Annotated in this window: 22 protein-coding genes; 13 read left to right on the top strand and 9 right to left on the bottom strand. The window is 40.3% G+C overall.

Annotation, left to right across the window (positions count from 1 at the left end; genetic code table 11):
• Window positions 1-16 precede the first annotated feature (16 nt).
• Both EJ994_RS07050 and EJ994_RS07045 read right to left on the bottom strand, forming a co-directional pair.
• Window positions 17-1,249 (bottom strand): M48 family metallopeptidase, encoded by a 1,233-nt coding sequence (locus EJ994_RS07050; RefSeq protein WP_126591825.1) that lies wholly within the window; start codon window positions 1,247-1,249, stop codon window positions 17-19.
• A 48-nt stretch (window positions 1,250-1,297) separates the two neighbouring features.
• Window positions 1,298-2,107, bottom strand: coding sequence for a TrmH family RNA methyltransferase (locus EJ994_RS07045; protein WP_126591824.1), 810 nt, complete (start codon window positions 2,105-2,107; stop codon window positions 1,298-1,300).
• A 76-nt stretch (window positions 2,108-2,183) separates the two neighbouring features.
• On the opposite strand from EJ994_RS07045, the gene EJ994_RS07040 reads away from it, so the two are divergent.
• The 12 genes from EJ994_RS07040 (at window position 2,184) to EJ994_RS06985 (ending at window position 12,832) form a co-directional block, all read left to right on the top strand.
• Window positions 2,184-2,978 (top strand): DUF6503 family protein, encoded by a 795-nt coding sequence (locus EJ994_RS07040; RefSeq protein WP_126591823.1) that lies wholly within the window; start codon window positions 2,184-2,186, stop codon window positions 2,976-2,978.
• Window positions 2,979-3,164: 186 nt separating this feature from the next.
• Window positions 3,165-3,629, top strand: coding sequence for a (2Fe-2S)-binding protein (locus EJ994_RS07035; RefSeq protein WP_126591822.1), 465 nt, complete (start codon window positions 3,165-3,167; stop codon window positions 3,627-3,629).
• Between the two features lie 16 nt (window positions 3,630-3,645).
• Entirely contained in the window at window positions 3,646-5,916 is a 2,271-nt protein-coding gene (locus EJ994_RS07030; protein WP_126591821.1) for a xanthine dehydrogenase family protein molybdopterin-binding subunit, read from the top strand.
• 1 nt (window position 5,917) lies between these two features.
• Complete coding sequence (locus tag EJ994_RS07025) at window positions 5,918-6,160, top strand: MoaD/ThiS family protein (protein WP_126591820.1); 243 nt, start codon at window positions 5,918-5,920, stop codon at window positions 6,158-6,160.
• Window positions 6,160-6,576, top strand: a complete 417-nt coding sequence (locus tag EJ994_RS07020; RefSeq protein WP_126591819.1) for a molybdenum cofactor biosynthesis protein MoaE — start codon at window positions 6,160-6,162, stop codon at window positions 6,574-6,576. The genes EJ994_RS07025 and EJ994_RS07020 overlap by 1 nt, the downstream gene beginning before the upstream one ends.
• 65 nt (window positions 6,577-6,641) lie before the next feature.
• Complete coding sequence (gene moaA / locus EJ994_RS07015; RefSeq protein ID WP_126591818.1) at window positions 6,642-7,625, top strand: GTP 3',8-cyclase MoaA; 984 nt, start codon at window positions 6,642-6,644, stop codon at window positions 7,623-7,625.
• Window positions 7,626-7,627: 2 nt separating this feature from the next.
• Window positions 7,628-8,098, top strand: coding sequence for a cyclic pyranopterin monophosphate synthase MoaC (moaC, locus tag EJ994_RS07010; RefSeq protein ID WP_126591817.1), 471 nt, complete (start codon window positions 7,628-7,630; stop codon window positions 8,096-8,098).
• Complete coding sequence (locus EJ994_RS07005) at window positions 8,082-8,678, top strand: NTP transferase domain-containing protein (RefSeq protein ID WP_126591816.1); 597 nt, start codon at window positions 8,082-8,084, stop codon at window positions 8,676-8,678. The genes moaC and EJ994_RS07005 overlap by 17 nt, the downstream gene beginning before the upstream one ends.
• Window positions 8,679-8,770: 92 nt before the next feature.
• Complete coding sequence (gene moeB, locus EJ994_RS07000; protein WP_126591815.1) at window positions 8,771-9,844, top strand: HesA/MoeB/ThiF family protein; 1,074 nt, start codon at window positions 8,771-8,773, stop codon at window positions 9,842-9,844.
• Window positions 9,828-10,595, top strand: coding sequence for a sulfite exporter TauE/SafE family protein (locus tag EJ994_RS06995; RefSeq protein WP_126591814.1), 768 nt, complete (start codon window positions 9,828-9,830; stop codon window positions 10,593-10,595). The genes moeB and EJ994_RS06995 overlap by 17 nt, the downstream gene beginning before the upstream one ends.
• Window position 10,596: 1 nt before the next feature.
• A complete protein-coding gene (locus tag EJ994_RS06990; RefSeq protein WP_126591813.1) occupies window positions 10,597-11,787 on the top strand; it encodes a molybdopterin molybdotransferase MoeA in 1,191 nt (396 codons plus the stop codon).
• Between the two features lie 634 nt (window positions 11,788-12,421).
• On the top strand, window positions 12,422-12,832 hold the full coding sequence (locus EJ994_RS06985) for a hypothetical protein (RefSeq protein ID WP_126591812.1): 411 nt from the start codon (window positions 12,422-12,424) through the stop codon (window positions 12,830-12,832).
• Window positions 12,833-12,981: 149 nt separating this feature from the next.
• Here EJ994_RS06985 and EJ994_RS06980 read toward each other — a convergent pair whose 3' ends face one another.
• The 4 genes from EJ994_RS06980 to EJ994_RS06965 form a co-directional block, all read right to left on the bottom strand.
• Entirely contained in the window at window positions 12,982-15,384 is a 2,403-nt protein-coding gene (locus EJ994_RS06980; RefSeq protein WP_126591811.1) for a penicillin acylase family protein, read from the bottom strand.
• A 223-nt stretch (window positions 15,385-15,607) separates the two neighbouring features.
• A complete protein-coding gene (locus tag EJ994_RS06975) occupies window positions 15,608-16,900 on the bottom strand; it encodes an amidohydrolase family protein (protein WP_126591810.1) in 1,293 nt (430 codons plus the stop codon).
• A 28-nt stretch (window positions 16,901-16,928) separates the two neighbouring features.
• On the bottom strand, window positions 16,929-19,880 hold the full coding sequence (locus EJ994_RS06970) for an amidohydrolase family protein (protein ID WP_126591809.1): 2,952 nt from the start codon (window positions 19,878-19,880) through the stop codon (window positions 16,929-16,931).
• A gap of 197 nt (window positions 19,881-20,077) precedes the next feature.
• Window positions 20,078-21,145 carry a DUF3810 domain-containing protein gene (locus EJ994_RS06965; protein WP_126591808.1) on the bottom strand — a complete coding sequence of 356 codons (1,068 nt, stop codon included), beginning with the start codon at window positions 21,143-21,145 and terminating at the stop codon, window positions 20,078-20,080.
• A gap of 62 nt (window positions 21,146-21,207) precedes the next feature.
• Between EJ994_RS06965 and EJ994_RS06960 the strand changes: the two genes are divergently transcribed.
• On the top strand, window positions 21,208-22,665 hold the full coding sequence (locus tag EJ994_RS06960) for an aminoacyl-histidine dipeptidase (RefSeq protein WP_126591807.1): 1,458 nt from the start codon (window positions 21,208-21,210) through the stop codon (window positions 22,663-22,665).
• A 56-nt stretch (window positions 22,666-22,721) separates the two neighbouring features.
• Here EJ994_RS06960 and EJ994_RS06955 read toward each other — a convergent pair whose 3' ends face one another.
• Genes EJ994_RS06955 through EJ994_RS06945 form a run of 3 tightly spaced genes read right to left on the bottom strand, consistent with a single transcriptional unit; the run spans window position 22,722 to window position 25,434 of the window.
• Window positions 22,722-23,861 carry a peptidylprolyl isomerase gene (locus EJ994_RS06955; RefSeq protein ID WP_126593669.1) on the bottom strand — a complete coding sequence of 380 codons (1,140 nt, stop codon included), beginning with the start codon at window positions 23,859-23,861 and terminating at the stop codon, window positions 22,722-22,724.
• On the bottom strand, window positions 23,861-24,421 hold the full coding sequence (gldI, locus tag EJ994_RS06950) for a gliding motility-associated peptidyl-prolyl isomerase GldI (protein ID WP_126591806.1): 561 nt from the start codon (window positions 24,419-24,421) through the stop codon (window positions 23,861-23,863). Before gldI ends, EJ994_RS06955 begins: the two co-directional genes overlap by 1 nt.
• Window positions 24,418-25,434 carry a DHH family phosphoesterase gene (locus EJ994_RS06945; protein ID WP_126591805.1) on the bottom strand — a complete coding sequence of 339 codons (1,017 nt, stop codon included), beginning with the start codon at window positions 25,432-25,434 and terminating at the stop codon, window positions 24,418-24,420. The genes gldI and EJ994_RS06945 overlap by 4 nt, the downstream gene beginning before the upstream one ends.
• Between the last annotated feature and the right edge of the window lie 52 nt (window positions 25,435-25,486).

Below are 25,486 nucleotides of genomic sequence, written 5' to 3'. Positions count from 1 at the left end.
TGCTATACAACAAAAACTAAGCCTTTAAATTCCTAATTCTGTCTATTAAAGGTGGGTGGGAATAGTGCATAAAAACATATGCTGGGTGAGGGGTGAGGTTGCTTAAACTATTTTTGGATAACTTCTTTAAAGAGCTTACCAAGGGGAGTGCGGCAAATGTGTTTTTGGCGTAATCGTCCGCTTCATATTCAAACTTTCTTGAAAAATGGTTCATGAGTAAACCTGTAATTTCTGAAACAGGACTGTAAAGAATGCCAAAACCTATTAAGGCCGCGTGGAAACTAGGTCTATTAACACCTATGGCCAAAGAGATATCAGGATTATTGATGAACAAAGAGAGTATAAATAACATTACACCAGTGAGTAGGATAGAGGTAATGAGATTAAAGATGATATGTTTCTTTTTGTAATGTCCCACTTCATGGGCTAGCACTGCGACTATTTCGTCCTCATCCAAATCGTTGATTAAGGTGTCGTATAAGGTTACGCGTTTCTCCTTACCAAATCCTGAAAAATAGGCGTTGGCTTTGGTTGACCGTTTAGATCCATTAATTACAAAAATATGCTGCAGGTCAAAACCTACATTTTGAGCATAGCCCTCTATTTTCTCCTTTAAACTCCCGTTTGGTAAGGGTTCCTGTTTATTGAAAAGTGGAACTATGAGTTTGCTGTAGAATAGGTTAATGAACAGCGTAAAAACTGCAATTAGGGCCCAAGTATATAACCAGAAGTTTTTTCCTGCAAATTGAAAGAACCATATCACCAAAGCAAGTAGGGCACCTCCAATAATAAGGGTCATTGCCCATCCTTTTATTTTGTCAAGTATAAAGGTTTTGACGGTAGTTTTATTAAATCCGAATTTTTCCTCGATACCAAATGTTTGATAGATACCAAAAGGAGTGCTTAGAATGTCACTACCGATCATGATAATACCAAAAAATAGAAGTGCTTGGAGGACAGGATTTTCAGTTTTGTCCATCACAAAATCGTCTACCCATCCAAAACCCCCCAGCATCAGAAACAAAAGAATAAGCGTTAAGGAAAAAATCGACGTGAATATTCCAAACCTGTAGTTGGTTAGTTTATAGGCTTGTGATTTTTGATATTCTTCCTCGTTATAAACATCCTTCAAATCTTCAGGAACCTCGTCTTTGAAATGCCTTGAATTTAAATAGTTTAAGACGGTAGAGACTACAAATTCAAGGATAAGTATTCCTAAAATACAGTAAAAAACAAGAGTGTTATTCATAGGTTGGGTTGAACTTAAAAAGCAAACGCCAGATTAGCTCTTTTGTTGTCATTGGCTTTTTCGCTGTCTTTTCGCTTCAAATATAAGTATTGCTGCGGATACCGATACGTTCATAGAGTCTATATGGCCCTCCATAGGTATGATGATATTCTGGGTGGACTGTTGTAACCATACATCGCTTAATCCACTATCCTCGGTGCCTACCACTATTGCCGTGGGGCCTTTGTAATCTATTTTGGAATAGTCTATAGAGGCTGTTAATGCGGCACAGAAAATAGCGATGTTATTCGCCTTTAAGAAACTAATAATCTCTGAGGAGGAGCCAGTGGCAATAGTACCCGTAAAGACACAGCCTACGCTAGAACGTATAATATTAGGGTTGTACAAATCTGTTTTAGGATTGGCAATGAGCACCGCATCAATATTGGCGGCATCGGCTGTTCTTAGTAAAGCACCAATATTTCCTGGTTTTTCTGGAGCCTCGGCAACTAAAATAAGTGGATTTTCAGTTCCCAATTTTAACTGTTCAAGGTGGTGAGGTTTCCCTTGTACAATAGCAATAATACCCTCTGTAGTATTTCTGTATGCTATTTTATCATAAACCTCTTGTGAAACCGAAACCAAATCGGTTTTAGCATGAAGATCAATGTTCTCTTGAATGGTGGAAGCCGTTACTAACTTTTCGTTAAATAAGAGCGTATCTAAACTATAATTGCGCTGTAGGGCCAGTACTAACTCCCTTTTGCCTTCCAATATAAAAAGTCCTGTGTTTTTACGTTCCTTTGATTTGTCTCGCAAAAGCACTATCTTTTTGACCAAGGTATTCTGCGTACTGGAGATATGTTTAATTTCTGGCATCGCCCGTAAAAATAATGGAATATGTTAAGTATTTTAAAAAGTAACGACAGATGTTCTAATAAAAAATCCAACCAAAATGAAAAAATTAGTTTATGTAGTGTTATTTCTGACTTTCTTGGCTTGTAAAGAGCAGGTAAAGCCAGTAGAAAAACAAGAAGAGCAAAAAGAAGAAACGGTTGTCTTAAATGATTTTCCAGAAGAATTGAGAAAGGTCTTTGATGCCCACGGCGGATTGAATATCTGGGAGAAGCAAAGAACTTTGGTTTTTGATTTACCTAAACCCGATGCCAGAGAAACCCATACCGTGGATCTTATTTCGAGGAAAGATAAAATTACCACGACCAACTTTTCTATAGGTTTTGATGGGCAGCATGTATGGTTGTTAGATATGGATAAGAGCTATAACGGGGATGCCGTATTTTATCATAATCTGATGTTTTATTTTTATGCTATGCCTTTTGTTTTGGCGGATGACGGAATTAATTATGGTGCCACGGAGGATTTAAAATTCGAAGGTGTCTCCTACCCAGGTATACGCATCAGCTATGATAATGATGTGGGCGCTTCTTCTAAGGATGAGTACTACCTTCACTACCATCCGGAAACCTTTCAAATGCAATGGCTAGGTTATACTGTTACTTACCGTAGTGGTGAAGTTTCGGATAATGTAAAATGGATTCGTTACGCCGATTGGATGGATATAAACGGAATTGTTTTGCCAAAGTCAATAACATGGCACAACTACGAAGGTAAAACCATCAAAGAAGAAAAAAGCACGGTGACTTTTGAAAATGTTGAACTTAGTACTCAAAAGAAGGGAGCTACTTTCTATCAAAAACCTGAGGAAGCGGCCTATGTGACTAAAGAATAGTTTTTGTTGAAGAGTATTAAAATTTAACTTAAAAAAAGGTTAAATCAATTCTAGAGAAAATCAAATCCTGAAATATTATAAGTACCTTAGAAGCTCTTGTGAACACAAGGGCTTTTATTTTACCCTAACATTTCCTTTTCTTTAGGAATAGTATTGATAACAACATACTCATCTAACAACACAATTATGCCAACTTACAATTTAAAGATTAATGGGAAGTCCCGAGAATTTGAGGCTTCGGATGATATGCCCTTGCTGTGGGCCTTGCGCGACCAATTGAATATGGTCGGCACCAAATTTGGATGTGGAATAGGCCAATGCGGAGCTTGTACGGTTCACGTGGACGGTAATGCTGCACGTAGCTGTCAGCTTACGGTCTCACAATTAGATGGCAAGGAGATCACTACTATAGAAGGCCTTTCCGAAGATGGTTCCCATCCAGTACAGGAAGCCTGGAAAGAAATAGATGTTCCACAATGTGGCTACTGTCAAGCTGGTCAGATCATGACCGCATCGGCATTTTTAGAAAGAAATCCCAATCCTTCAAGCAAAGAAATAAGAGGGGCTATGCACGGTAATATTTGTCGCTGTGCGTCTTACAATAGAATCGAAAAAGCGGTCGCCTTGGCAGCTGAAAATAAACTGACCTAATCTAAAATCGTAAATCATGTCAACAATAATCCCATCAAAATTTAGTAGAAGGTCGTTTTTAAGAACTTCCTCATTGGCTAGTGGCGGAATGCTTATCGGTTTTAATTTGTTTACAGCTTGTAAGGATAATGTAAAGATGCCGGTGGATATAGCGTCTTTAAACTATAATAATTTTAATGCGTTCATTAAAATATCCAATGAAGGTATGGTGACCATATTTTCTCCCAATCCAGAGATAGGCCAAGGTGTTAAAACAGCAATGCCCATGCTTATTGCCGAAGAGTTGGACGTACCCTGGGAACACGTGAATGTAGTACAAGGTGCGTTGGATACAAAGAATTTTACAAGGCAAGTTGCCGGCGGAAGTCAGTCCATTCGTTTTGGATGGGATGCGCTTCGTGAAACAGGAGCTTCGGCCCGTCAGATTTTGGTTAATGCAGCGGCGGCGCGTTGGGGGGTAGACCCTTCTGAATGTACCGCAAAGCAGGGTGTTATCACGAATTCGAAAGGTGAAACATTAACCTATGGGGATGTCGCCAACGAAGCGGCAATTCTCGAGAGCGAAAGGGCCGCTAGTTATGCCGAAATTGTGGAAGGGGACGCTAACGAGGAAGCGATAGAAAAGATTGTTTTGAAGGACCCTGAAGATTTTAGCATAATCGGTACGGACAGGGGCAATGTTGATATTGATAAGATTATTACCGGTAAGCCTCTTTTTGGTCTGGATTATAAGGTTGACGGTATGTTGTATGCTACAGTACTCAGACCTCCTGCCTTCGGACAAGTATTGGAATCTTTTGATGCAACCGATGCTAAGGCGATGCCGGGTGTTGTAGACGTTATCAAAATAGGGGATAAAGCTAAAAAATTATTAAGTGGGGAGCAGGTGAACTGGACGGCAAAATTGGCCCCAACGGAAAAAGTTGTGGTAATCGCCGAAAATACCTGGAGTGCCATAAAAGCCAAAAAGGCGATTAAAGCGGTGTGGTCAAATGGTACGCCATTAGAAAGCACAGCGGCACATGATAAAATACTTACGGGACTACTAGATGGGAAAGAATTTAAAACATTACGTAAAGATGGTGATGTAACAAAGGCATTTGCAGCTGCGGATACCATCCTAGAACGCACTTATGAATCCCCCTTTTTACCGCACAACACTATGGAACCTATGAATTTCTTTGCGGATGTGACGGACGAGAAAATTCATTTGGTAGGTCCGGTTCAAACTCCGGCGGATGCGGCCTCGACCGTGGCCGAATTACTAGGCCGTGATATGGAAGAGGTGCATTTAGAAATGACGCGAATGGGCGGTGGATTTGGAAGACGCCTGTATGGCGATTTCGTTTACGAAGCTGCTGAAATTTCGGATGCTATCAGAAAACCGGTTAAAATGGTTTCTACACGAGAGGATGATATGACCACGGGAGTCTATCGCCCTGCAATAAAATACAGAATTAAAGCAAGTGTAAAGGATGGTGAAATTACGGGATATCAATTAAAAGAAGCCGCTGTGAACGGTAACATGTACGGACTGATACCTAACTTTTTCCCTGCGGGTGCCATTGAGAACTATCAAGTAGATGTAGCAAGTTACGACAGTAATATTTCAACAGGTGCCTGGCGCGCGCCATACACCAACTTCCTTTCCTATGCCGAGCAGAGTTTTTTGGACGAACTGGCAGAGCTGACCGAGAAAGACCCTGTGAAAATGCGCATGGATTTGTTAGAAAAGGTAAAAGGCACCACTGACGACCGTATTCAGTATTCTGCGGAAAGATTGCAGGATGTGCTGCAACTAGCTGTTGAAAAATCGGGTTATGGAACGGATAAGGAGGGAGTTTTCCAAGGGATTTGTGCTTATTATTGTCACAATACCCACGTCGCTGAGGTTGCAGATGTAGTCATGGAAGGGAATACGCCCGTCGTGAAAAGAATTACGGTAGCGGTTGATTGTGGAATAGTGGTGAATCCCTTAGGTGCATTAAATCAAATTGAAGGAGGTGCCATTGACGGCGTTGGTCATGCTATGTACGGAGACTTTTCCTTTAAAGATGGCGAACCACAAAGTAAGAATTTTGACGGATATAGGTTGATACGGATGAACGAAACCCCAGTGGTGGAAACCCATTTCATTAAAAATACATTGAGCCCAACGGGGCTGGGAGAACCCACATTACCACCTGCCGGGGCCGCAGTTGCCATTGCGATTAAAAAAGCTACCGGTAATAGGCTGTACAAGCAACCATTTGTGAGTAATATGAATGCTCAACCAATTCTAGGATAATATGGAGGTATTATTTTTTGGAATTGCAAAGGATATCGTTGGCGCCTCACAAATGGCATTTTCATCAGAATCTGAAGCTCCGGAAACTGTTGGGGCCCTAAAAAAACATTTAGTGCATACGTATCCGGAATTTTCTAGATTAACAACTATGGCCGTGGCAGTTAATAGTGAATATGCCCAAGATAATGTACCTTTGAAAAGGAATGATGAAGTAGCCATTATTCCTCCAGTAAGTGGTGGCTAATGAAGAAGCGAATAGAAATTGTAGAACACATTGATACTTCCCAAGTGTATACCGAGTTATCGGACCCGCACAGTGGAGGTATTTGTGTTTTTATAGGTGCCGTACGAGATTTTACCCAGAACGAAGAAGTTGTGGCATTAGCGTTTGAGACGTATAAAAAGATGGCCTTGAAGGAAATGGAGAAAATTGCAGATGAAGCTATTGAAAAATGGAAACTGAACAAGGTTGTAATGAAACATGCCGTAGGACATAAAGGTGTAGAAGAACCAGTGGTTATCGTGGGTGCGTCATCTGCACATCGGTCAGCATGTTTTGAGGCTTGCCGCTTTTTAATCGATACCCTTAAAGAAACGGTTCCTATCTGGAAAAAAGAAATTTTTAAAAATAAAACGGTATGGGTTTCGGCCCATCCATGAACAAGACTGTGATTAGTAGAAATCATGTTCCGTTATTTTGATTTCTGAACCTGTACTAGAGATAAATGTTAGTAGACAATCATAATAGAACCATTAATTATTTACGTTTAGCGGTGACCGATAGGTGTAACTTGCGTTGTAATTATTGTATGCCCTCTGAGGGTATTAATTTTGCTAAGAACGATAAACTCTTCACTATCGAGGAATTATCAAAACTCAGTGCTATTTTGGTGTCGCAGGGTATCAACAAAATTCGTATTACAGGAGGCGAACCTTTCGTACGGAAGGATGTCATGGTCTTGTTGGCGCAGCTCGCCAGTATGAAAGGCCTTGAGGATATCTCCATAACCACAAATGCTACATTGATCGGTCCCTATATTGATGAACTTAAGGGATTGGGTATTAAGAATATTAATGTAAGCCTGGATGCCATTGACAAAGCTACTTTTGAGCGTATTACGAGGAGAAATCAATATGATGTAGTTCATAACAATTTGATACGTTTAATAACGGAAGGTTTCAATGTCAGAATTAACTTTATAGCACTGGATGGTCAAAACACGCAAGATATTTTACCGATTTTGGAACTTACCAGGCATTACGATGTCGCCGTTCGCTATTTAGAAGAAATGCCATTTAATGGTGGTTCTAAGAAGTTTCAGTCCATTACTTGGGATTACAAACGCATCTTAGAACATATCAGAGAGGCCTATCCAGATTATTATAAGCTGATATCCCCGGAAACGTCTACATCCATTAATTACAAGATTCCCGGTTTTAAAGGTTCCTTTGGTGTAATTCCTTCCTTTAGCAGAACATTTTGTGGCAGCTGTAATCGCTTACGAATATCGGCTACAGGAGATGTTATTACTTGCCTTTACGCTAAAGCAAGTGCAAATCTTAGAGAAATTTTGAGAGGAGCCAATTCTGAAGAAAGAATAAAGGATGAAATTTTAAAAGCTGTAGGTAGTAGGGCTAAAACGGGATTTGAGGCTCAGGAAAAATATAAAGACGTATTTTCCAATTCAATGACATCAATAGGAGGGTAATAATGAAAAGCTTATCACACATAAACGAGGAAGGTAATGCGGCCATGGTAGATGTTTCCGATAAGACCTCATCCGCTAGGGTGGCTATCGCAAGTGGCAGTGTAACATTCCCTGCGAGTGTATTTCAAACACTTTCCGATCAGGATTTTTTAGGAAAGAAAGGCAGTATCCTGCAGACAGCGGTCATTGCCGGTATACAAGGTGTTAAAAAAACGGCGGAACTAATACCATTGTGCCATCAAATTAATCTAACCAAAATACATCTGGATATTGCCCCGGGCGACAATCAGTTTCAAATTACCTGTACGGTAAAGTGTAATGGCAAAACAGGGGTAGAAATGGAAGCGTTGACGGGTGTTTCTATTGCAGCATTAACAATTTATGATATGTGCAAGGCATTATCTCAGGATATTGTAATCTCTAGCGTACGTTTAGAACAAAAAAAAGGAGGTAAGAATGATTTCCAACGCTAAGATATACGGTCTTGTACTCTCTGGAGGGAAAAGTACCCGAATGGGGGAGGATAAAGGTCTAATTTCCTATCACGGTATTGCACAGAGAGAATATTTGTACCAATTGCTCAATCAAGTCTGTGACGCCACATATCTGAGTATTCGGGAAAATCAAAAAGAAGAAATTGCATCTGAGGTTAACACTATAGTTGATAAAAATGAGTACCGTGGTCCTTATAACGGTTTATTATCCGCGCATAAGGCTTTTCCTGATGTAGCATGGCTGGTATTAGCCTGTGACCTCCCTTTGATAGATAGGATGGCTTTAGAAGAGCTCATTACCAATAGGGATGTGAACAAGATGGCGACCGCTTATGCAGACATTGAAAACCCGCTTCCGGAGCCGCTCTTCGCCATATGGGAGCCAAGCGCTTTGCGTACTTCAATGTACTATTTGGAAGACGGGAACGGTACGTGTCCACGAAAATTCCTTATAAATAACCATGTACAATTGGTTTACCCTCAAAAAAAGGAAATATTACTCAACGCCAACTCCAAGTTGGAGTATGAAATGGCTTTGGAAAAACTGGCAAAGGGCTAAGAGTTTCACAAGTCATTCGCTGTAGTACTTTGTTAACAGAAAGCTTATTGTTTGGCAAGCTTAACTTTTTTGCTTTTCACTATATTAGACAAATGAATTTTAACCGCTATTCAAGGCAGACAATCTTAAAAGGTTTTGGCGAAGAAAGCCAAAGAAAGCTAGCGGATGCTAGGGTATTGATTATTGGTGCAGGAGGTTTGGGAGTACCTGTACTAACCTATCTAAACGCCATGGGTATTGGGGCTTTGGGAATAGTGGACAATGATAATATTATCCTATCCAATTTACATAGACAGGTATTATATAATGAAGACACGGTAGGAGAATCAAAAGCTGAGGCTGCCAAGAAACAATTAATAGCTCAAAATTCCAATACAGCAATAATCGTTCATAAAACATTTTTGGTGGCATCCAATGCACTAGAAATCATAAGGGATTATGATGTGGTCGTAGACGCCACCGATAATTTTCCTGCGCGTTATCTTATCAATGACGCTTGTGTAATATTGAAGAAACCTTTTGTTTACGGTGCATTGCACGGTTTTGAAGGTCAAGTCAGTGTTTTTAATTATAAAAATGGTCCCACCTACCGCTGTTTGTTTCCTACCATGCCTAAGGCTGATGAAGTGCCTAACTGTAATGAGCACGGTGTGTTGGGCATACTTCCAGGTATCATAGGAAACCTTCAGGCACTAGAAGCGATAAAGGTGATTGCTGGTATCGGGAATGTGCTGTCAGGAACTTTGCTTTTGTACGATGGGTTAGCGCAACATTTCCAAAAAATGAAGTTTAAGCAAGATCCAAAAAATCTACGGATAAATACTTTGGCAAGTAGCTATGATTTTACCTGTGAAGTAAAAGTCAAGTCCATTGCTGCTAGCAAAATTCCAGATTTACTTAAAAATAATGATATCCAACTTTTAGATGTAAGAACTACTGTGGAGTATGCGCAGAATCATCTAAAGAAATCAACAAATATCCCTTTACACGAGTTAGAGGCTAAGGCCCATGACTTAAATTTAGGCCAGGTCACTTACCTTATTTGCCAATCTGGTAAACGAAGCCAAAAGGCGTTGATTATATTGCAAGAACTATTCCCTGAAAAAGAGTTTGTACAAGTGGAAGGAGGCATGAATAAGATAGATTCCTATGCAAATACCCATTGAAAGTCTTGTAGTGTTGTGCCTAGGCTTTTTTGTAATCGCCACTTTATACTCCGCGGTGGGTTTTGGTGGAGGTTCTAGTTATTTGGCATTGCTGACCATATTCTTATCTGGTTTTTTTGCCATAAGGTCCATTGCTTTGGTATGTAATTTAGTAGTCGTATCTGGAAGCACGTATCTCTATTTTAAAAATAATCATGCCACTTTGAAGGATTTTCTTCCCTTTGTGCTAACCAGTATTCCTTTAGCTTTCTTTGGGGCTTCCTTTCGACTAGAAGAAAATATCTTTTTTATGATATTGGGAATTGCATTAATTGTGTCTGCTTTGTCCTTGGCTCTTCAAACGTTTCAATTGAAAGAAACAGAAACAAATACCTATCCGAATCGCCTAAGTTATCTTCTCGGTAGTGGTATCGGTTTTTTATCCGGACTAGTAGGCATTGGAGGGGGTATTTTTCTAGCACCCATTTTAAATCATTTACGCTGGGATAAGGCTATAAAAATTGCCGCCCTAGCCAGTTTCTTTATCTTGGTGAATTCTGTTTCGGGCTTAATTGGGCTATTGTATAGCGGTACCTTAGAATTACCATGGATTGAAACCTTATGTCTGGCGGCCACTGTTTTCATGGGAGGGCAATTGGGCATTCGTATGAGTTTAAGGCGGTTGTCCGCAAAGGGAATAAAGCGTATTACCGCACTGCTTATCTTTATAGTAGGTTTGCGTGTTTTAGTAATTAACGGACTGGAACTATAGTATGATACCATTTAAAGAAGCTTATGACAAAGTGCTTTCCTATTCTATGAATTTAGGAGTGGAAAAGGTAAATCTGATGAATAGTTCTGGTAGAATTTTAGCGGAAGATATAAAGGCCGACCGTGATTTTCCTCCCTTTAATAGAGTTACTAAGGACGGTATTGCCATCTCATATGCTGCTCTTGCGAATGGTGTTACCAAGTTTAGGATGGAAGGTATTGCTAGTGCAGGAATGCCACAACAATGCTTAAAAGATGAAAATGCTTGCCTAGAGGTAATGACCGGCGCCGTGTTACCCTTGAAAACGGACACGGTAATTATGTACGAGCATCTAACTATTGAAGATGAATGGGTGGTAATCAACAAAGCGGTCACTCAAGGACAAAATATTCATTATCAAGGAAGTGATACATCCCAGGGGACTGTGATTTTAAAGAAGGGACACGTTATAGGGCCTGCCGAAATTGGAGTCATGGCTTCCGTTGGTGCCGATAAAATAAATGTGCAAGCTTTACCGAGGGTTTGTACCATTTCAACTGGTGATGAGTTGGTTAATGTAAACGAAACGCCAGAACCACATCAGATAAGAAAATCTAACAGTATTACACTCCAAGTAGCTTTGTCTAAACTCGGAATAGTAGCGTCAGCATTGCATTTAAAGGATGATAAGACAACTATAAGAAAAGGACTGGAAAACGCGTTGCAGGAGAATGATGTGCTGCTTTTAAGTGGTGGTGTCTCCATGGGAAAGTTCGACTTTATTCCAGAGGTCATGGATGTATTGGGAGTGGAAAAAGTCTTTCATAGAGTTGCACAAAGACCGGGAAAACCTTTTTGGTTTGGTTTTCATGAAGACCACAATACCGCTATTTTTTCTTTTCCTGGGAATCCCGTGTCGACATTTGCGAATTATCATATTTATTTTCTTCCGTGGCTTAAAACTTCTTGGAATGTTCCAATACAAAACACCTTTGTGAGACTAGTCGAGGAGCTACAAATTAATCTACCACTAACCCGGTTTATTCAGGTAAGGACTCGCTGGAAAGATGGTGCCTTACATGCAACGCCCGTGAGTGAAAATGGCTCGGGGGATTTGACCAGTTTGGTAAAATCCGATGGTTTTATTTGTTTGGAGCCTAGAAAAGCTATTTATAAAGTAGGGGAGCTGGTTATTTTCGTTCCTACAAGGTGAACTATATTAATTAGGCTACTATTACAGTATTCTGTGTCTTGCTCGTTGTTTTTTGTGATTTCGACATCTTTGAATCCATACTACTTGTTACATTCTTAGAATTCTACTCAATTAATTGATAACTAGTATTTTATATAAATTTCTTGAGTGTTAAAGTCCTGCCAAAAAAGTAATATTTCAGGGTTTTAAGCGTCTTATGTCGTGTGAAAAAAGGAGTGATTATTTCACTCATCACAATCAAGAAAATAAATAAACATGAAAAATTATAAAAAACAAGATTCGAAAAACACAACAAGTGTAGATAGGTCATTGACCCGACATTCAAGCTGGAGAGAGCATCGCAGACATACCGGATTAAAATTAATTCGGTTCTCTTAAGGTATGAAAAGAGAAATGGAAAAAGGGAGGACATTGTTCTCCCTTTTTCTATTGTAGGAGGGTCTGTTATTTTTAGACTTGCCTTTCCGTATATTTTATAGTTAAGAAACAACAACACACAAATAACTTTTGGTTTTTTATTCTTTAAAAATTCTTTCTCTAGGGATTTGAGATAATGTAGAGGTAATATAAAATGTAAGTGTTTGAAATAAAGTATATTATACATATATTAGACTTCAACTAATCCAAGCGTAGTATGAATCCAGTACTAAAGAATATGCTAGCCGTGCTGGCTGGTCTTATTGTGGGTAGCCTTGTAAATATGGGAATAGTCATACTTAGTGGTTCAATAATACCACCTCCAGAAGGTGGAGATGTAACAACCATGGAGGGATTAAAAGCCACGATGCATCTTTTTGAACCCAAACATTTTATCATGCCCTTTTTAGCCCATGCATTGGGAACACTCGTCGGAGCTTTTGTTGCTGCTAAAATTGCAGCTTCTCGTAATTTTTTCATGGCCTTAATCGTCGGTGCTTTTTTCTTTATTGGTGGAGCCATAAGTGTTAGCAGCTTAGGAGGGCCAATGTGGTTTAATGCATTGGATTTAATAGTTGCGTACTTTCCAATGGCATATTTGGGTTGGAAATTGGCAGGAAGTAAGTAGGGCTAAGGCACAAGTAAATATGTATAAAGCTGGCCTAAAATTCTCCTTGTGCTTTAGGAGCGACGGAGTTAGTAAAGAAGAGGTCAAATACATCCAACTAGCGTTTAGAGCCCAGTCAACTTTATCTTGTGTCACAAATTTTTAGGGAGTTACCATTCTAACGGACGTAGTATTTTTGCACCTACGGCAACAGAATCAATCTTATTTCTAGAATAATACACGGGAAAATATTTGTCTTTTGCCCAGGGTTCAAAAAGATTATTATAAAATGGACTATCGGGATTACCCGATTGGCCAGGGCCATTGGTTCCTATTGCCGCATCCCAGTCTCCCGTATTAACAATCATACGAAATGATGCGCCACTACTTTGTCTTAAATTACCGCCCGTAGAACCGGTTGTGTAAGCATTGCCTCCTCTTGGAAGTGGACCAAGTTCTAACTTTGAACGGGTGACATCATTGACGGCATGGCTCAAGGCATGCTCCATATAGGTATGCTTGTTCTTTGCTTGTCCATAGTGCCATTGACTCATATCCGAACCTAAGTTTGTTTCTAATTCTGAAACGGCCTTGATGAAAGCATCTTTTAGAAACTTATCCCTTCCCAAGATGGGATTGGCTCCAAAATGACTATCTGGTTTGGTAATCCAATCCATGATGCGCTTCATCTGCAGCGTTTTTATGATACCTTTTGCTTCCTTGGGGATAAAACGGTAATTGGCCATGTTTTTTATTTGATTCTCCCACGCAACGTAAATGGCAGCAGGTACGGAACTGGTTTCTAACCTGTAATCCCAGTCATTTAGTTTAGTTTTCGCTTCGGCTGCTTTATCGCTAAAATCATACTCTTTTAACATAGGAACAAGTATCCGTGCAGGAATAGAAAGATAATCTGTCTGAAGTGCCTTCATGTCTTCCATAGTTAATTTTTTAGTACGATTACTTAGAATTTCATCTACGCGATTACCACGATAAGGGTCGGACCATGAAAACCCGATAGCGTCCCAACGCGTGTAATTTTCCGGGGTTACGTTTTGGTTGGCCGTGGCCAGATAACCTTTAGCGGGATTGTAATCGTTTGGTTTCTCAATGATGGGTAAGTAACCGTCCCACTCGTAGCGTCCGTCTCCTGGGACGGGTACAAGTCCGCTGAAATTACCGCGGATAGGGGCAATGCCCACCGCCTGCCAGCCAATATTACCTGCTTTATCGGCCCATATCATGTTTTCTCCGGGTATATGACTGTAATTACAGGCTTCCCTGAACTCCTCCCATGTTTTGGCCTGGTCCATGCGTAAGGATGCCAAATAAGGGGAGCCTCCCGGTTCTAACCAAGCACACCGTACTGCATAGGCTACATTATTTTCCTTATCTATACGGGTTACGGGACCATGTACGGTATAATTTAATTGAGCAAGGTAGTCTTCTTTGCCCTTAATTTTTATAGTTTCTGAAATTTGTGTCATATTCACCCAAGCTCCATTGTGTTTGTATTGAGTATGATTTTCAGGATTCAGTTCATATACATACAAATCTTCACCATCCGTTCTAAAAACAGTAAGGCCCCATGAGCCGTATTCGTTATGACCAATGGAGATTCCAGGGATTTCTGGTTCACCACCACCAATAACATTCCACCCAGGGGCTACTAAATGTACCATGTAGCGTAGTGAGGGAACGGCTATGGTTCTATGAGGATCGTTCGCCATATAGGTATTGCCATCTGCCATCAGTTCACCTTTTACCACCCAGTTGTTACTGCCTATGGACAAAGAATCGTTTTTGTCTTCGATTACAGAGAGCACTTCTTCTTCTAGGTCTATATTTTTATATTCGGAAACATTATCCTCTTTTTTAAATTTTACGGTCTGCCTGTAGGCATCATATAGTTCCAGAATATTATCCGATAGTAAATTAGCATTAATTTTTGGGTCTATGTTCAAATCGGGTTCCTTGGGGTGTAACCAGAATAAATCTTTTGTCTTTTCCGGGCCTAACTTGGCTACGGCACGTCCTATGGTCAGTTCGTCTCCAATATTACCTAGAAGACCTTGATGTCTTGAAATAACGACCTCTGGAGTCCATTTTTGAGGTTTTAAATCTAGTATCTTAAATTCTATGGGGAGCTGCTCGGGTGTTTTAAGGATTTCCTCAATATATGCGTTTACACCATCGGTATAAGCAGTGATAATTTCAACTCCTTCGTCATGGTAATGATTCATTTCTGCTGTCATATCGCCTCTAAACTTAAAGAGACGTGTGCCGATATCCCTTTTGAGCTCGCGTTCTCCAAGTATTTCGGCTACGGTGCCCGTGGCTTGTCTACGCCAAATTTCAAACTGGAAAAGACGATCTGTTGCAGCGGCATAACCTTGGGCAAAGAATAAATCGTGCTGGTTTTTGGCATATATATGATTAATGCCCCATTCATCTCTAATAATTTCTACTGGTTCTTGAAGTCCGGCAACTATTAATTCATTTGAATTAACCCTTTGAGATTCTTTACAGGAAAATAGAAGTGTTATAATACTTAAGAGAAATAGATGTCTCATTCTAGATGAATATTTGTTGGTATTTAAAAAGCTCGATATTTCTTCGAGCTTTTATTTTTTTATTCGATAATCAAAATTTTAATACTCCGACGCTTACGTCGAACTAAATATTGGCTTTGTTTCTTGCGCATACGAGCTTGCATCAATACCATTCGCTTTTGGATAAGAGCTTGGTCGCTTACGAATCGGTTTAAAATTACAGTTTTCTAGTATATTCGGTAATTTATTTTCCTTCGTACTTGCCCATATATCTTTTCCAAAGTTCTGTTTGATGGGTTTCCAAGGAAATGTCCCTACCATCTATGAACGCGTGCGTTAATTGATTGCCACGCATATCTAGCGCATCTCCTTCAGAAATAAATAAAGTAGCACTTTTGCCTGTTTCCAAAGTGCCATAATCTCCATCTATACCCAAAATTTTAGCGTTATTACTTGTAATTAGCTGCAATGCTTTCTCTTTATCCAAACCTTGTTGACCGACTTGACCGGCATAAAAAGGAAGATTTCTAGTTTGAAAATTGGAAGCATTCGTATTTTGAAGGCCAACCAATAAGCCTGCATCCATTAGAAGTTTTGGCAGTTTAAAGGGAAGGTCATAATCGTCATCATCAAAAACAGGAAGGTTATGCGTAAACTGTACCAAGACCGGTATGTTGTTCTTCTTTAGAAAATCCGTGATTTTATAGGCTTGATATCCGCCTACCAATACTACTTCCTGAGCACCATTGGCTTTAAGAGTGTTTACGGCGTCTATGATTTCTTTTTCACCGTCCGCATATACATATAGCTTTTGTTCCCCGTTAAAAATACCTTGCATTGCTTTAAATGCGGGGTTCACTTCTTTGGGCTCTGATTTTCCATAGGCCATTGCGTTTTTCATAAAAGTGACCACTGCATCGGTTTCTTCACCGTAATTTTTATTAGGTCGATAGCCTCTATCTTCACCCATCCACCATCTGCCTTGACGAAAGCTTCTGGGCCAGTTCAAATGAATACCGTCATCAACTTTAATGGCTGCGTCTTCCCAGTTCCAAGCGTCGAACTGCACTATGGACGAGGTTCCGGAGATACGACCGCCCGAAGACGCTATCTGCCCGAGCAGGACACCGTTAGGGCGCATGCTTTCCACCACCTTGGATTCTGCGTTATAAGCGATAAGACTGCGGACATGTGGTATTAAGTCTCCTATCTCATCCTGATCGTCACTGGCTCTTACAGCATTGACCTCCACCAGACCTAAGGTCTTAGCAGGTGCTATAAAACCAGGATAAATATGTTTTCCCGTAGCATCGATGACCTTACCTTTTCTGGCAATTTTCATTTTACTGTCTCCAACAAAGGTAATTTTACCGTCCTCGAACATAATTAAAGAACTTTCTATTACTTCTCCATTACCGAGGTGTGCAGTTGCACCCTCTATGGAAATGGCTTCCTTTTGTTCAGAAGCTGGAGTCTGCTGTGCTATGCCCTTAAAGAAGATGCCAATGACAGCGATTACTAGTATACTATTTTTCATCTTGTATCTTTTAAGTCGTTTTTTCATTTTAAAGGCTTTCACAGGTAAAGTTTCTTTTAACACTCTGTTTTGGAGCTTGCATTTTTGCGCCGCCTGCTTTTTCCTTTAGCATCATTTTCACCAAATCATTTCGTTCTTTCTTAATGGCTTCTCGCTGTTGTTTGTCCTTTTTTAAATCAAAATAAGTAACGCCCTCTATAATGGTTTTTTCAGCCTTTGTATAGATGGACATGGGGTGGCCGGACCACAATACCACATCAGCATCCTTCCCTTCTTTGATACTTCCTACGCGATTATCTATATGCAATAATTTTGCTGGATTTATCGTAACCATTTTCCAAGCTTCCAGCTCGGTCATGCCTCCATACTTAACGGTTTTTGCCGCTTCTTGATTTAATCTTCTTATCATTTCACGGTCATCACTGTTGATGGCTACCGTAACTCCTTGCGCTTGCATGATGGCCGCATTGTAGGGGATAGCGTCGTTTACTTCGTATTTGTAGGCCCACCAATCACTAAAGGTTCCGGCGCCTACGCCATGCTCCGCCATTTTATCCGCTACCTTATAACCTTCCAAAATATGGGTGAAGGTGTTTACTCGGAAACCAAATTTTTCCGCAACCTTCATCATCATATTTATTTCGCTTTGAACATAGGAGTGGCAGCTAATAAAACGTTCTCCGTTGATAATCTCTGCCAATACTTCCATCTCCTCATCGTAACGATAAGGTTTTCCCGCTTTCTTTTTGGTGTCGTACTCTTTGGCACGTTGAAAATAGTTCATAAATACCTGTTCCACACCCATTCGTGTCTGAGGGAAACGAGAAAAACTCTGCCAGTTAGATTGCTTTACATTTTCTCCTAAAGCAAATTTGATGAACTTTGGTGTATTTTTGTAGATAAGTCCGTCAGCTTCTTCCCCCCATTTCAATTTTAGTATGGCAGAACGACCACCAATAGGATTGGCGGAGCCATGTAATAGTTGTAAAGAGGTAACACCACCGGCAAGCGAACGGTAGATGCCCATATGTTCTGGGTCCACAACATCTTCCATTTTAACTTCCGCAGTACTGTTATGCCCTGCTTCATTTATGGCCAAAGCTGCAATATGGCTGTGTTCATCAATAATACCTGCGGTTAAATGTTTCCCGGTACCATCAATTACGGTAGCGCCACCTGCGCCAAGGTCTTTCCCTATTTTTGTTATTTTACCGTTCTTGATTAGGACATCCGTATTTTCAAGAATTCCGGCCGCTTCACTCGTCCATACCGTGGTGTTTTTTATGAGCAGGTTTTCTTGTTCGGGCTTCTTTGTAAAACCGTAACCCACGTTAGGGTAGGTAACGGGCATTACTGTTGGAGTGGCCATTTCACTTTTCTCTTTATCTTTTTCATTAAAATCAGCCTTCTTTGTAGCGGTAAAGAAACTTTCCGTGCCGTCTGGAAGTATTAATCTCCCCGATAGGTTTGCTGCCTCTTTTGTCACAGCTCCTATCATGCGATAGGTTTCTGTTCCCTCGTCTGTCGTAAAGGACATGGTCAACCAATTATCCTTGTAGTTTAACTTGGATTTTAATTTTGAGGTATCTTGTTTTACTTCTAGTTTAGGTTTGGCCACTTCACCCGTAATAGAGAGGTCGTAAGACTCACCTTGTAGACTTAGCTTGTAATCGCCACGGATATCCTTTATATCCTTGTTGTTTATACTATTTTTATTCCCCTGAACCCAATTTTCATATAGGGTTGTGGATTTTTCGAAGATAGGACCTGAGGTAATCAAAAAGTTGGCATATGTGCCCGCTTTAAGTGACCCGATTTGGGCTGTTTTACCTAAAATTTGAGCAGGAACGGTAGTCAAGGCCTCTAGCGCCTTGGTTTCGGAAAGTCCGTATTCTATGGCTTTCATCAGGTTACTTTTGAACTTGGATATAGATTTTAGGTCATAAGGCGTTAGTGAAAAGGGAACCCCATTTTCTGCTAAAACCTTTGGATTTGATGGTGCTTGGTTCCAGTAGCGCATATCTTTTAAGGACACATAACCTGCCTGATAGGGGTCTGATACGTCATAAGCTTCGGGAAAATTTATGGGAATGATGTATTTAGCGTTCGTAGCTTTTATTTCTGCAATACGTTCAAACTCATTTCCTCCTCCTAAGATGGTGTATTGAATGCCGTTGGCATCTCCAATTTTATCTGCTCTCAGCGCGTGACCTTTATCATTAGCTTCAAAAATTTGAGGCAACCCGTTATTTTCAATCAGTGCTTCCAAGGACCGGTCTTTGGTGTCGGAATTACCTTTGGCATACCAATCCGCATCGCTGTACAACTGTCTTAACAAGGCTAGAGCTCCCATTACAGAGGTTGGATAGGCTTGCTTTTTGAGTACACTTTTGTTCAAAGAAAAGTACTGTGCGGATTTATCGTCCAGAATTCTATTGGCATCCGTACCGTCCCCGTTCAAGGCAATCAAAACTCCGGTGCCCCTTGCTATACCGTCATGAATATGAGAGTTCACCACGCCAAAACCAGCTTCCCTTAGTTCTTTGGCAGATTTGTCATCGTATTTAAATTGTTGTATGGCATTATTTTCTGGCATGATATGGTCGTTCCAATAAAAACCATCACGTTCTGCTTCATACTGCGCAGCTCTACCGCCTCCTGGTTTTCTTTTAGGTTGTTCTACTCCAAACTTGGAATAGACATCAATGAACGACGGATAAATGGATTTTCCGCTTAGATCTACCACAATACTATTTTTAGGTACCGTAACGTTGGAACCAACGGAAACAACCTTACCATTTTGAATAAGCAGGGTGCCTTTTTGAACAACTTCTGTCGGGGTTACATAAATCTTGGCATTGGTAAATGCAGTGTAATTATTGTTGTTCGCTTTAACACCTTCGTTTTCAGGAAAGTAGTCTTGTGCGAAAATTGTAGTGCTACACCAGAATAGGCATAGCAGGAGCATGCTTTTTTTCATTTCAGTTCGTTTGGATTAGTCCTTTTAAAAATAAGGTTTGTGCGTCTATTATAAATGAATTTCGACCATTTTAACACTAAACAAAACTCTTTTAGAAATAATTTAAATAAGGCTTTTGTAATTCGTCTAATAAGGTAACTCAATAGAAAGAGGGCAATTTTAGCAATGGATAATCCTAATTTTTTAAAAAGTAGAGCCTACAAGGGATTCTCGCGGTGGTACGCTACCAATAAAGACACCACGGCATTATAGCTCTTTATGCCTTGAGACTGGTTATTCGCTTTTAAAAATGAATTGAAGATGGATTTGAAAACGGGTTCCATAGGATTTTCATAACTGTTCCAGAAATTAGACATTTCTTGAAAATTCAGTTGTACTCCGCCATTTAATTCCCCTAATAAATTATTGAAAATTTCGCTATCACCTCGGCGTACATCATTGAGGCAATATCCCAGTGCGTAAGCGTACCCAGTGTATTTAAAATAATCGTCGCCGCTATTCACCGTGACTAAATAACCAATAAAATTCGTTTCATTTTCGGCGGAGTAGCCCAGTTGATGCCCAATCTCATGTCCCGTTACCACGGGAAACCTAAAATTGGGTAGTAATGCGTTTACCTGAGCTTCGTTGGTAAAGGGGTTTAAGTATCCTGCATACCCCATATAGGTTAAAGTAGTGCTGAAAAGCGATGTTTTAGCGCTCGGTTGCTCATAGGTAAAAAATGAATATTTTTCTGAAAGCTGGCCATAGCCGTCTATGCTCTTCTCAATGATTTTGTTTTGAGTGTAGGGAATGGTAACGATTTTGGCCGTGTCTTTGGTAATCTTAAACTGTACCTCATTCGTTTTTTGGATTAATCTTCTCGTAAAATCAACCAGTTCTTGATAGTCTTTGGTTTCCGTTAACTGTAATTTGGACCGAAGAGGTTCTCTATAATAATTAAACCCCCACATGAGATGAAAAGTAAAATAGGCAATGGCAAGCACCATTACGATATCTCTCATAAAAAGTAGCTTATTTTTCCAAATTCTACGCCGGTTCCTGTAGACATAGGTTATTGCTAAAATCCCTAAGATGAGATAAAGGATATCTCCTACAGAAAAGGGAACCCAGCCAAAAACGGTCCTGAAAACTTTAGAGACGAAGGGGTAAATTCCATCGCTGTAGTAATTCTCAATCCAGTCGGTGTGACTGCCGAGCCATTTCACGAGAATAATCTGGGGGAGTAGTGAAATGGCAATGGCCGATTTTAAATGCTTCTTCATTGTTTCAAAAATAGTGAAATCCTTTTTCTGTCCGTATTTTTGAGGTTCTAAAAATCCTTTTCATGAATAAAGAAATCGCTCAATTACAACCATCTTTGGTCTGGACAAATTTTGCAAGGCTTAATGCAGTTCCCAGGCCTTCAAAAAAAGAGGAACGTGTAATTGCCTTTATGATGGATTTTGGCTCTGGCCTTGGTTTAGAAACATTAAAAGATGAGGTAGGTAATGTGGTCATACGGAAACCTGCTAGTCCTGGTTTCGAAAACAAAAAAATGGTCACCTTGCAATCTCACTTAGATATGGTGCACCAAAAAAACTCGGAAACGGAGTTTGATTTTGATGTACAAGGCATACAAATGCACCTAGAGGGAGACTGGGTCAAAGCAGCCGGAACCACCCTTGGGGCGGACAACGGAATGGGCGTGGCGGCCATTATGGCGCTCTTACAAAGCACGGATATAGCGCATCCGCCCTTAGAGGCGCTTTTCACTATCGATGAAGAGACGGGAATGACAGGGGCTTTTGGTCTAAAAGGGGGCGTCCTCAAAGGGGATATCCTACTAAATTTGGATACAGAGGAAGATGATGAGATTGATATAGGTTGCGCCGGGGGAGTAGATGTTACCGCAAAAAGAAGCTATAATCAAAAGTCTTCGGCACATGGAGATATCGGTTTTGAAATTAAAGTAAGTGGATTAAAAGGAGGTCATAGCGGTATGGATATTCATAAAGGATTGGGGAACGCCAATAAAATAATGAATCGCTTAATGTTTGCCGGACTGTCGTATAATATGCGAATAGCAGCCTTGAATGGTGGTAGCTTGCGTAATGCCATTCCTAGGGAAAGTCAGGCTCTTATTAATATCAACAAGTCTCAAGAAAAAAGCTTCTTAGCTGCCTTTGAGGAAGCTGCTAGCTATATAAAGGCGGAATTACACGATATAGAACCCGAACTACGGCTGGATATAACGGCAGTAAAACCGTCTAAAAAAGTAATGGGGCTAGGAGCTCAAGGGAAATTCATAAAAGGTATATATGCCGCTCATAACGGTGTTTATGCTATGAGTACCGCTATCTCCGGTTTGGTGGAAACATCCAATAATCTGGCCAAGGTAAAGGTAGCTAATGGAGAAATACATATAGGTTGTTTAACGCGTTCTTCCGTGGAAACGGCTAAAATGGATTTAGCCCAAGCCTTAAAAGCGACCTTTGAGCTCGCCGGATTTGAAGTAGAATTTTCAGGTGCCTATCCAGGCTGGAATCCAAACCCGAATTCGGAAATTTTGAAAATTACGGAAAAGGTTTATACCCGTTTATTTTCTGAAGAACCCCGGGTTGTGGCTTGTCATGCCGGACTGGAATGTGGTATTTTGGGGCAGAATTACCCCGAAATGGATATGGTGAGCTTTGGACCTACTATTCAGGGTGCGCATTCCCCGGATGAGCGGGTAAGTGTATTGTCCGTGCAAAAGTTCTGGAAATTTCTGTTGGAAATTCTAAAGGAGATACCTTCTAAATAAAAAGAGGCCACATTTGAATTGGGGCCTCTTCTGTTTTTGTAAAGCCGTGGACCAGTTTATTCTACCAATCCGGTGATTTCCACATCAAAGACTAAACCGGCGTTTGGAGGTATGGGCCCACCGCCTTGTTCTCCGTAACCTAAGTGAGGAGGTATAAATAGACGAACCTTGTCACCAATGTTCATGGTCAATAAACCTTCTTTAAAGCCGGCTATTAACCTAGAATCCGGGCTAAAATCCATTTCGGCGGGCATATAGCCACCTCCTTGTAATCGTTTAATATTGAACATGTTATATGTCTTGGCTATTTCTTCGTAATTACTGTCGAACAAGGTGCCGTCTTCCAAATATCCTGCATACATTACCTTAACCTTGGAGCCTATTTTTGGTTTCTCACCGTCTCCTTTATGAAGTGAAAGCATTTTAAGACCTGATGATAAAGCTTCTGCCTTTTCTTTTTGCGCCACTACTTGGGCTGCAAAGTCAGTCTTCATTTTCTCTACTGCTGCCGCTTTTTCAGCTTTTTCCTTTTCTAACTTGGCCAGGCGTTCTTCTTCATTGGCAAAATAATCGCTCATAACCTGATTCGCATCAAACTTTCTAGCTTCTTTACCGTTGCGTATAATTTCCACCGTATTCATCTTTACATCCTCAACAGGTTTGTTACTACCTGGTGTGACCGTTACGTTGGCAATGGAGTCCACAACGTTAATACCTTCTACGACTTCTCCAAAAACGGTGTGTACGCCATCTAGCCATGGGGTTGGTTTGTGTGTTATGAAAAACTGGCTTCCATTACTTGCAGGGCCGCTATTGGCAGAAGAGAGAATTCCTTTTTTATCGTGAATTAGGGAGTCGTTGAACTCATCCATAAATCGATAGCCAGGGTTTCCCATGCCACTTCCTAATGGATCCCCTCCTTGAATCATAAAATCTTTCATAACCCTGTGAAAGGTGAGTCCGTCGTAGTATTTTTTACCCTTATATTGCTCACTGACAAAGGTATTCGTTCCTTCGGCTAAGGAAATGAAATTGGCAACGGTTACCGGTGTTTTTTCGTGCTCAAGTTTTACGATGATGTCACCTTTCGTGGTTTTAATGTCGGCAAAAATACCATCTCCCAAATCTGCACGCTGACTGGTCTTACAGCTTGATAGGACTAAAGCGATTACGATTAAAATATACATTCTATTCATCATGGTTTCAAATTTTCTGTTTTATCTTGTTTTTGTTCAATTTTAAATATTTCTATGGTAGATTTAATAGGAAGGTTACTATCAATTCTGTCGTTATCACCGTGATATCCAAAAGCCAAGGAGGAAGGAAATAAAAACGTAGCCTTTTCATTTTCTTTCAAAAGTTTTATGGCGTCCCTGAGCCCTTGAAAAAGTTCCTGCTTGTCTACTTTATATGTTAAGGTGCCTATTTCTTCTTGGGAATAAATAGTGTCATTGTTCAGTGAAAGAATATTATACGATAGCACTACTAGGTCATCCGTCTTTGGAGTATAGGTAGCCGTGTCGTTTACCCTGTTGTAATGATACCAGGAACCTGCAGCACTATGTTCATAGTGTTTAAGGGAATCCCGTTCAATGATTTGTTGTATTTGTCGTTCTTCCAGTTCTAACAGCTTGCGGCTTCGCTCAACGGATGCCTTGAAAAAACTACCGCTTTTTCGTTGAACGGGTTTTCTTGGCTCTGGACCATCGCAACTAAAAACAAATACTAAAAGTAGTAGTAAAGCACTTTTTTTCATGCGGTCAACTCTTTCTTATATGTTGGTAATAACGAGGTGAAATAATTTATAGTATCGGTAATGTTCATATCACTCTTGCCGCCAGCTGCATTGGTGTGGCCACCTCCTTGAAAGTGGGCGCGGGCAAAATCGTTTACGGAAAAATCGCCTACCGACCTAAACGATATTTTTAGGATACCCTCTTCTTTGTTCTCAATAAAAATAACGGCAAAACAAATTCCCTCCAAGGTAAGTCCATAGTTCACAAAACCTTCGGTATCTCCTTTTTGGTAGTTAAAACGGTCTAGTTCTTCTTGGCTCAATGTAATGTAAGCCGTACGATACTCTTGAAGAATAACCATATTGTTTAATGCGCAACCCAATAAGTGTAATCTACTGGGAGAATTGGTATCGTATATTCTATGGTGTATAGCCGTATTCTCTGCACCCTTGTCCATTAAATCGGCCACTACACGGTGCGTATTGCTGGTCGTTGCCTTAAACTTAAACGAGCCCGTATCTGTCATGATGCCTGTGTAAATACAATTGGCCATTTCAGGGGTGATGGCATCTAAATCATCTAAATAGGAAATTAGTTCATAGACCATTTCACAGGTTGAGCTCATGTTCACGTCGGAATACATGATTCTTGCATAGTCCGCCGGTTGTTGATGATGATCTACCATAACGAAAACGGCTGTAGACTTTTCTAAATATTCGGTCATTTGGCCTACTCTCCCTAGATGGTTAAAATCTAGTGTAAAAATAACTTCGGCCTCCTCTAAACACGTTTTTGACGCTGAATTGTCCTTCTCAAAATTCAGTATTTTCTCCGCCCCAGGCATCCATTTCAAAAACTTGGGAGAATCATTAGGAGCTACTACAGTTGCCTTATGACCTTTATTTTGCAGGTAATGCCATAATGCTAAGGTAGAGCCGATTGCATCACCATCAGGATTTTTGTGTGGTATTATAGCAATAGTCTTTTGCGACGAAATCAGTTCTTTTAAGGCTTTAATATGCTGAAAATTCATGGGCGCAAAGATACAATTTAATAACATAGACTTTAACAGGAAAGCACTAATT

The organism is Maribacter sp. MJ134, from assembly GCF_003970695.1.
GTDB lineage: Bacteria > Bacteroidota > Bacteroidia > Flavobacteriales > Flavobacteriaceae > Maribacter.
This window is presented reverse-complemented; position numbering and strand designations above follow the sequence as displayed.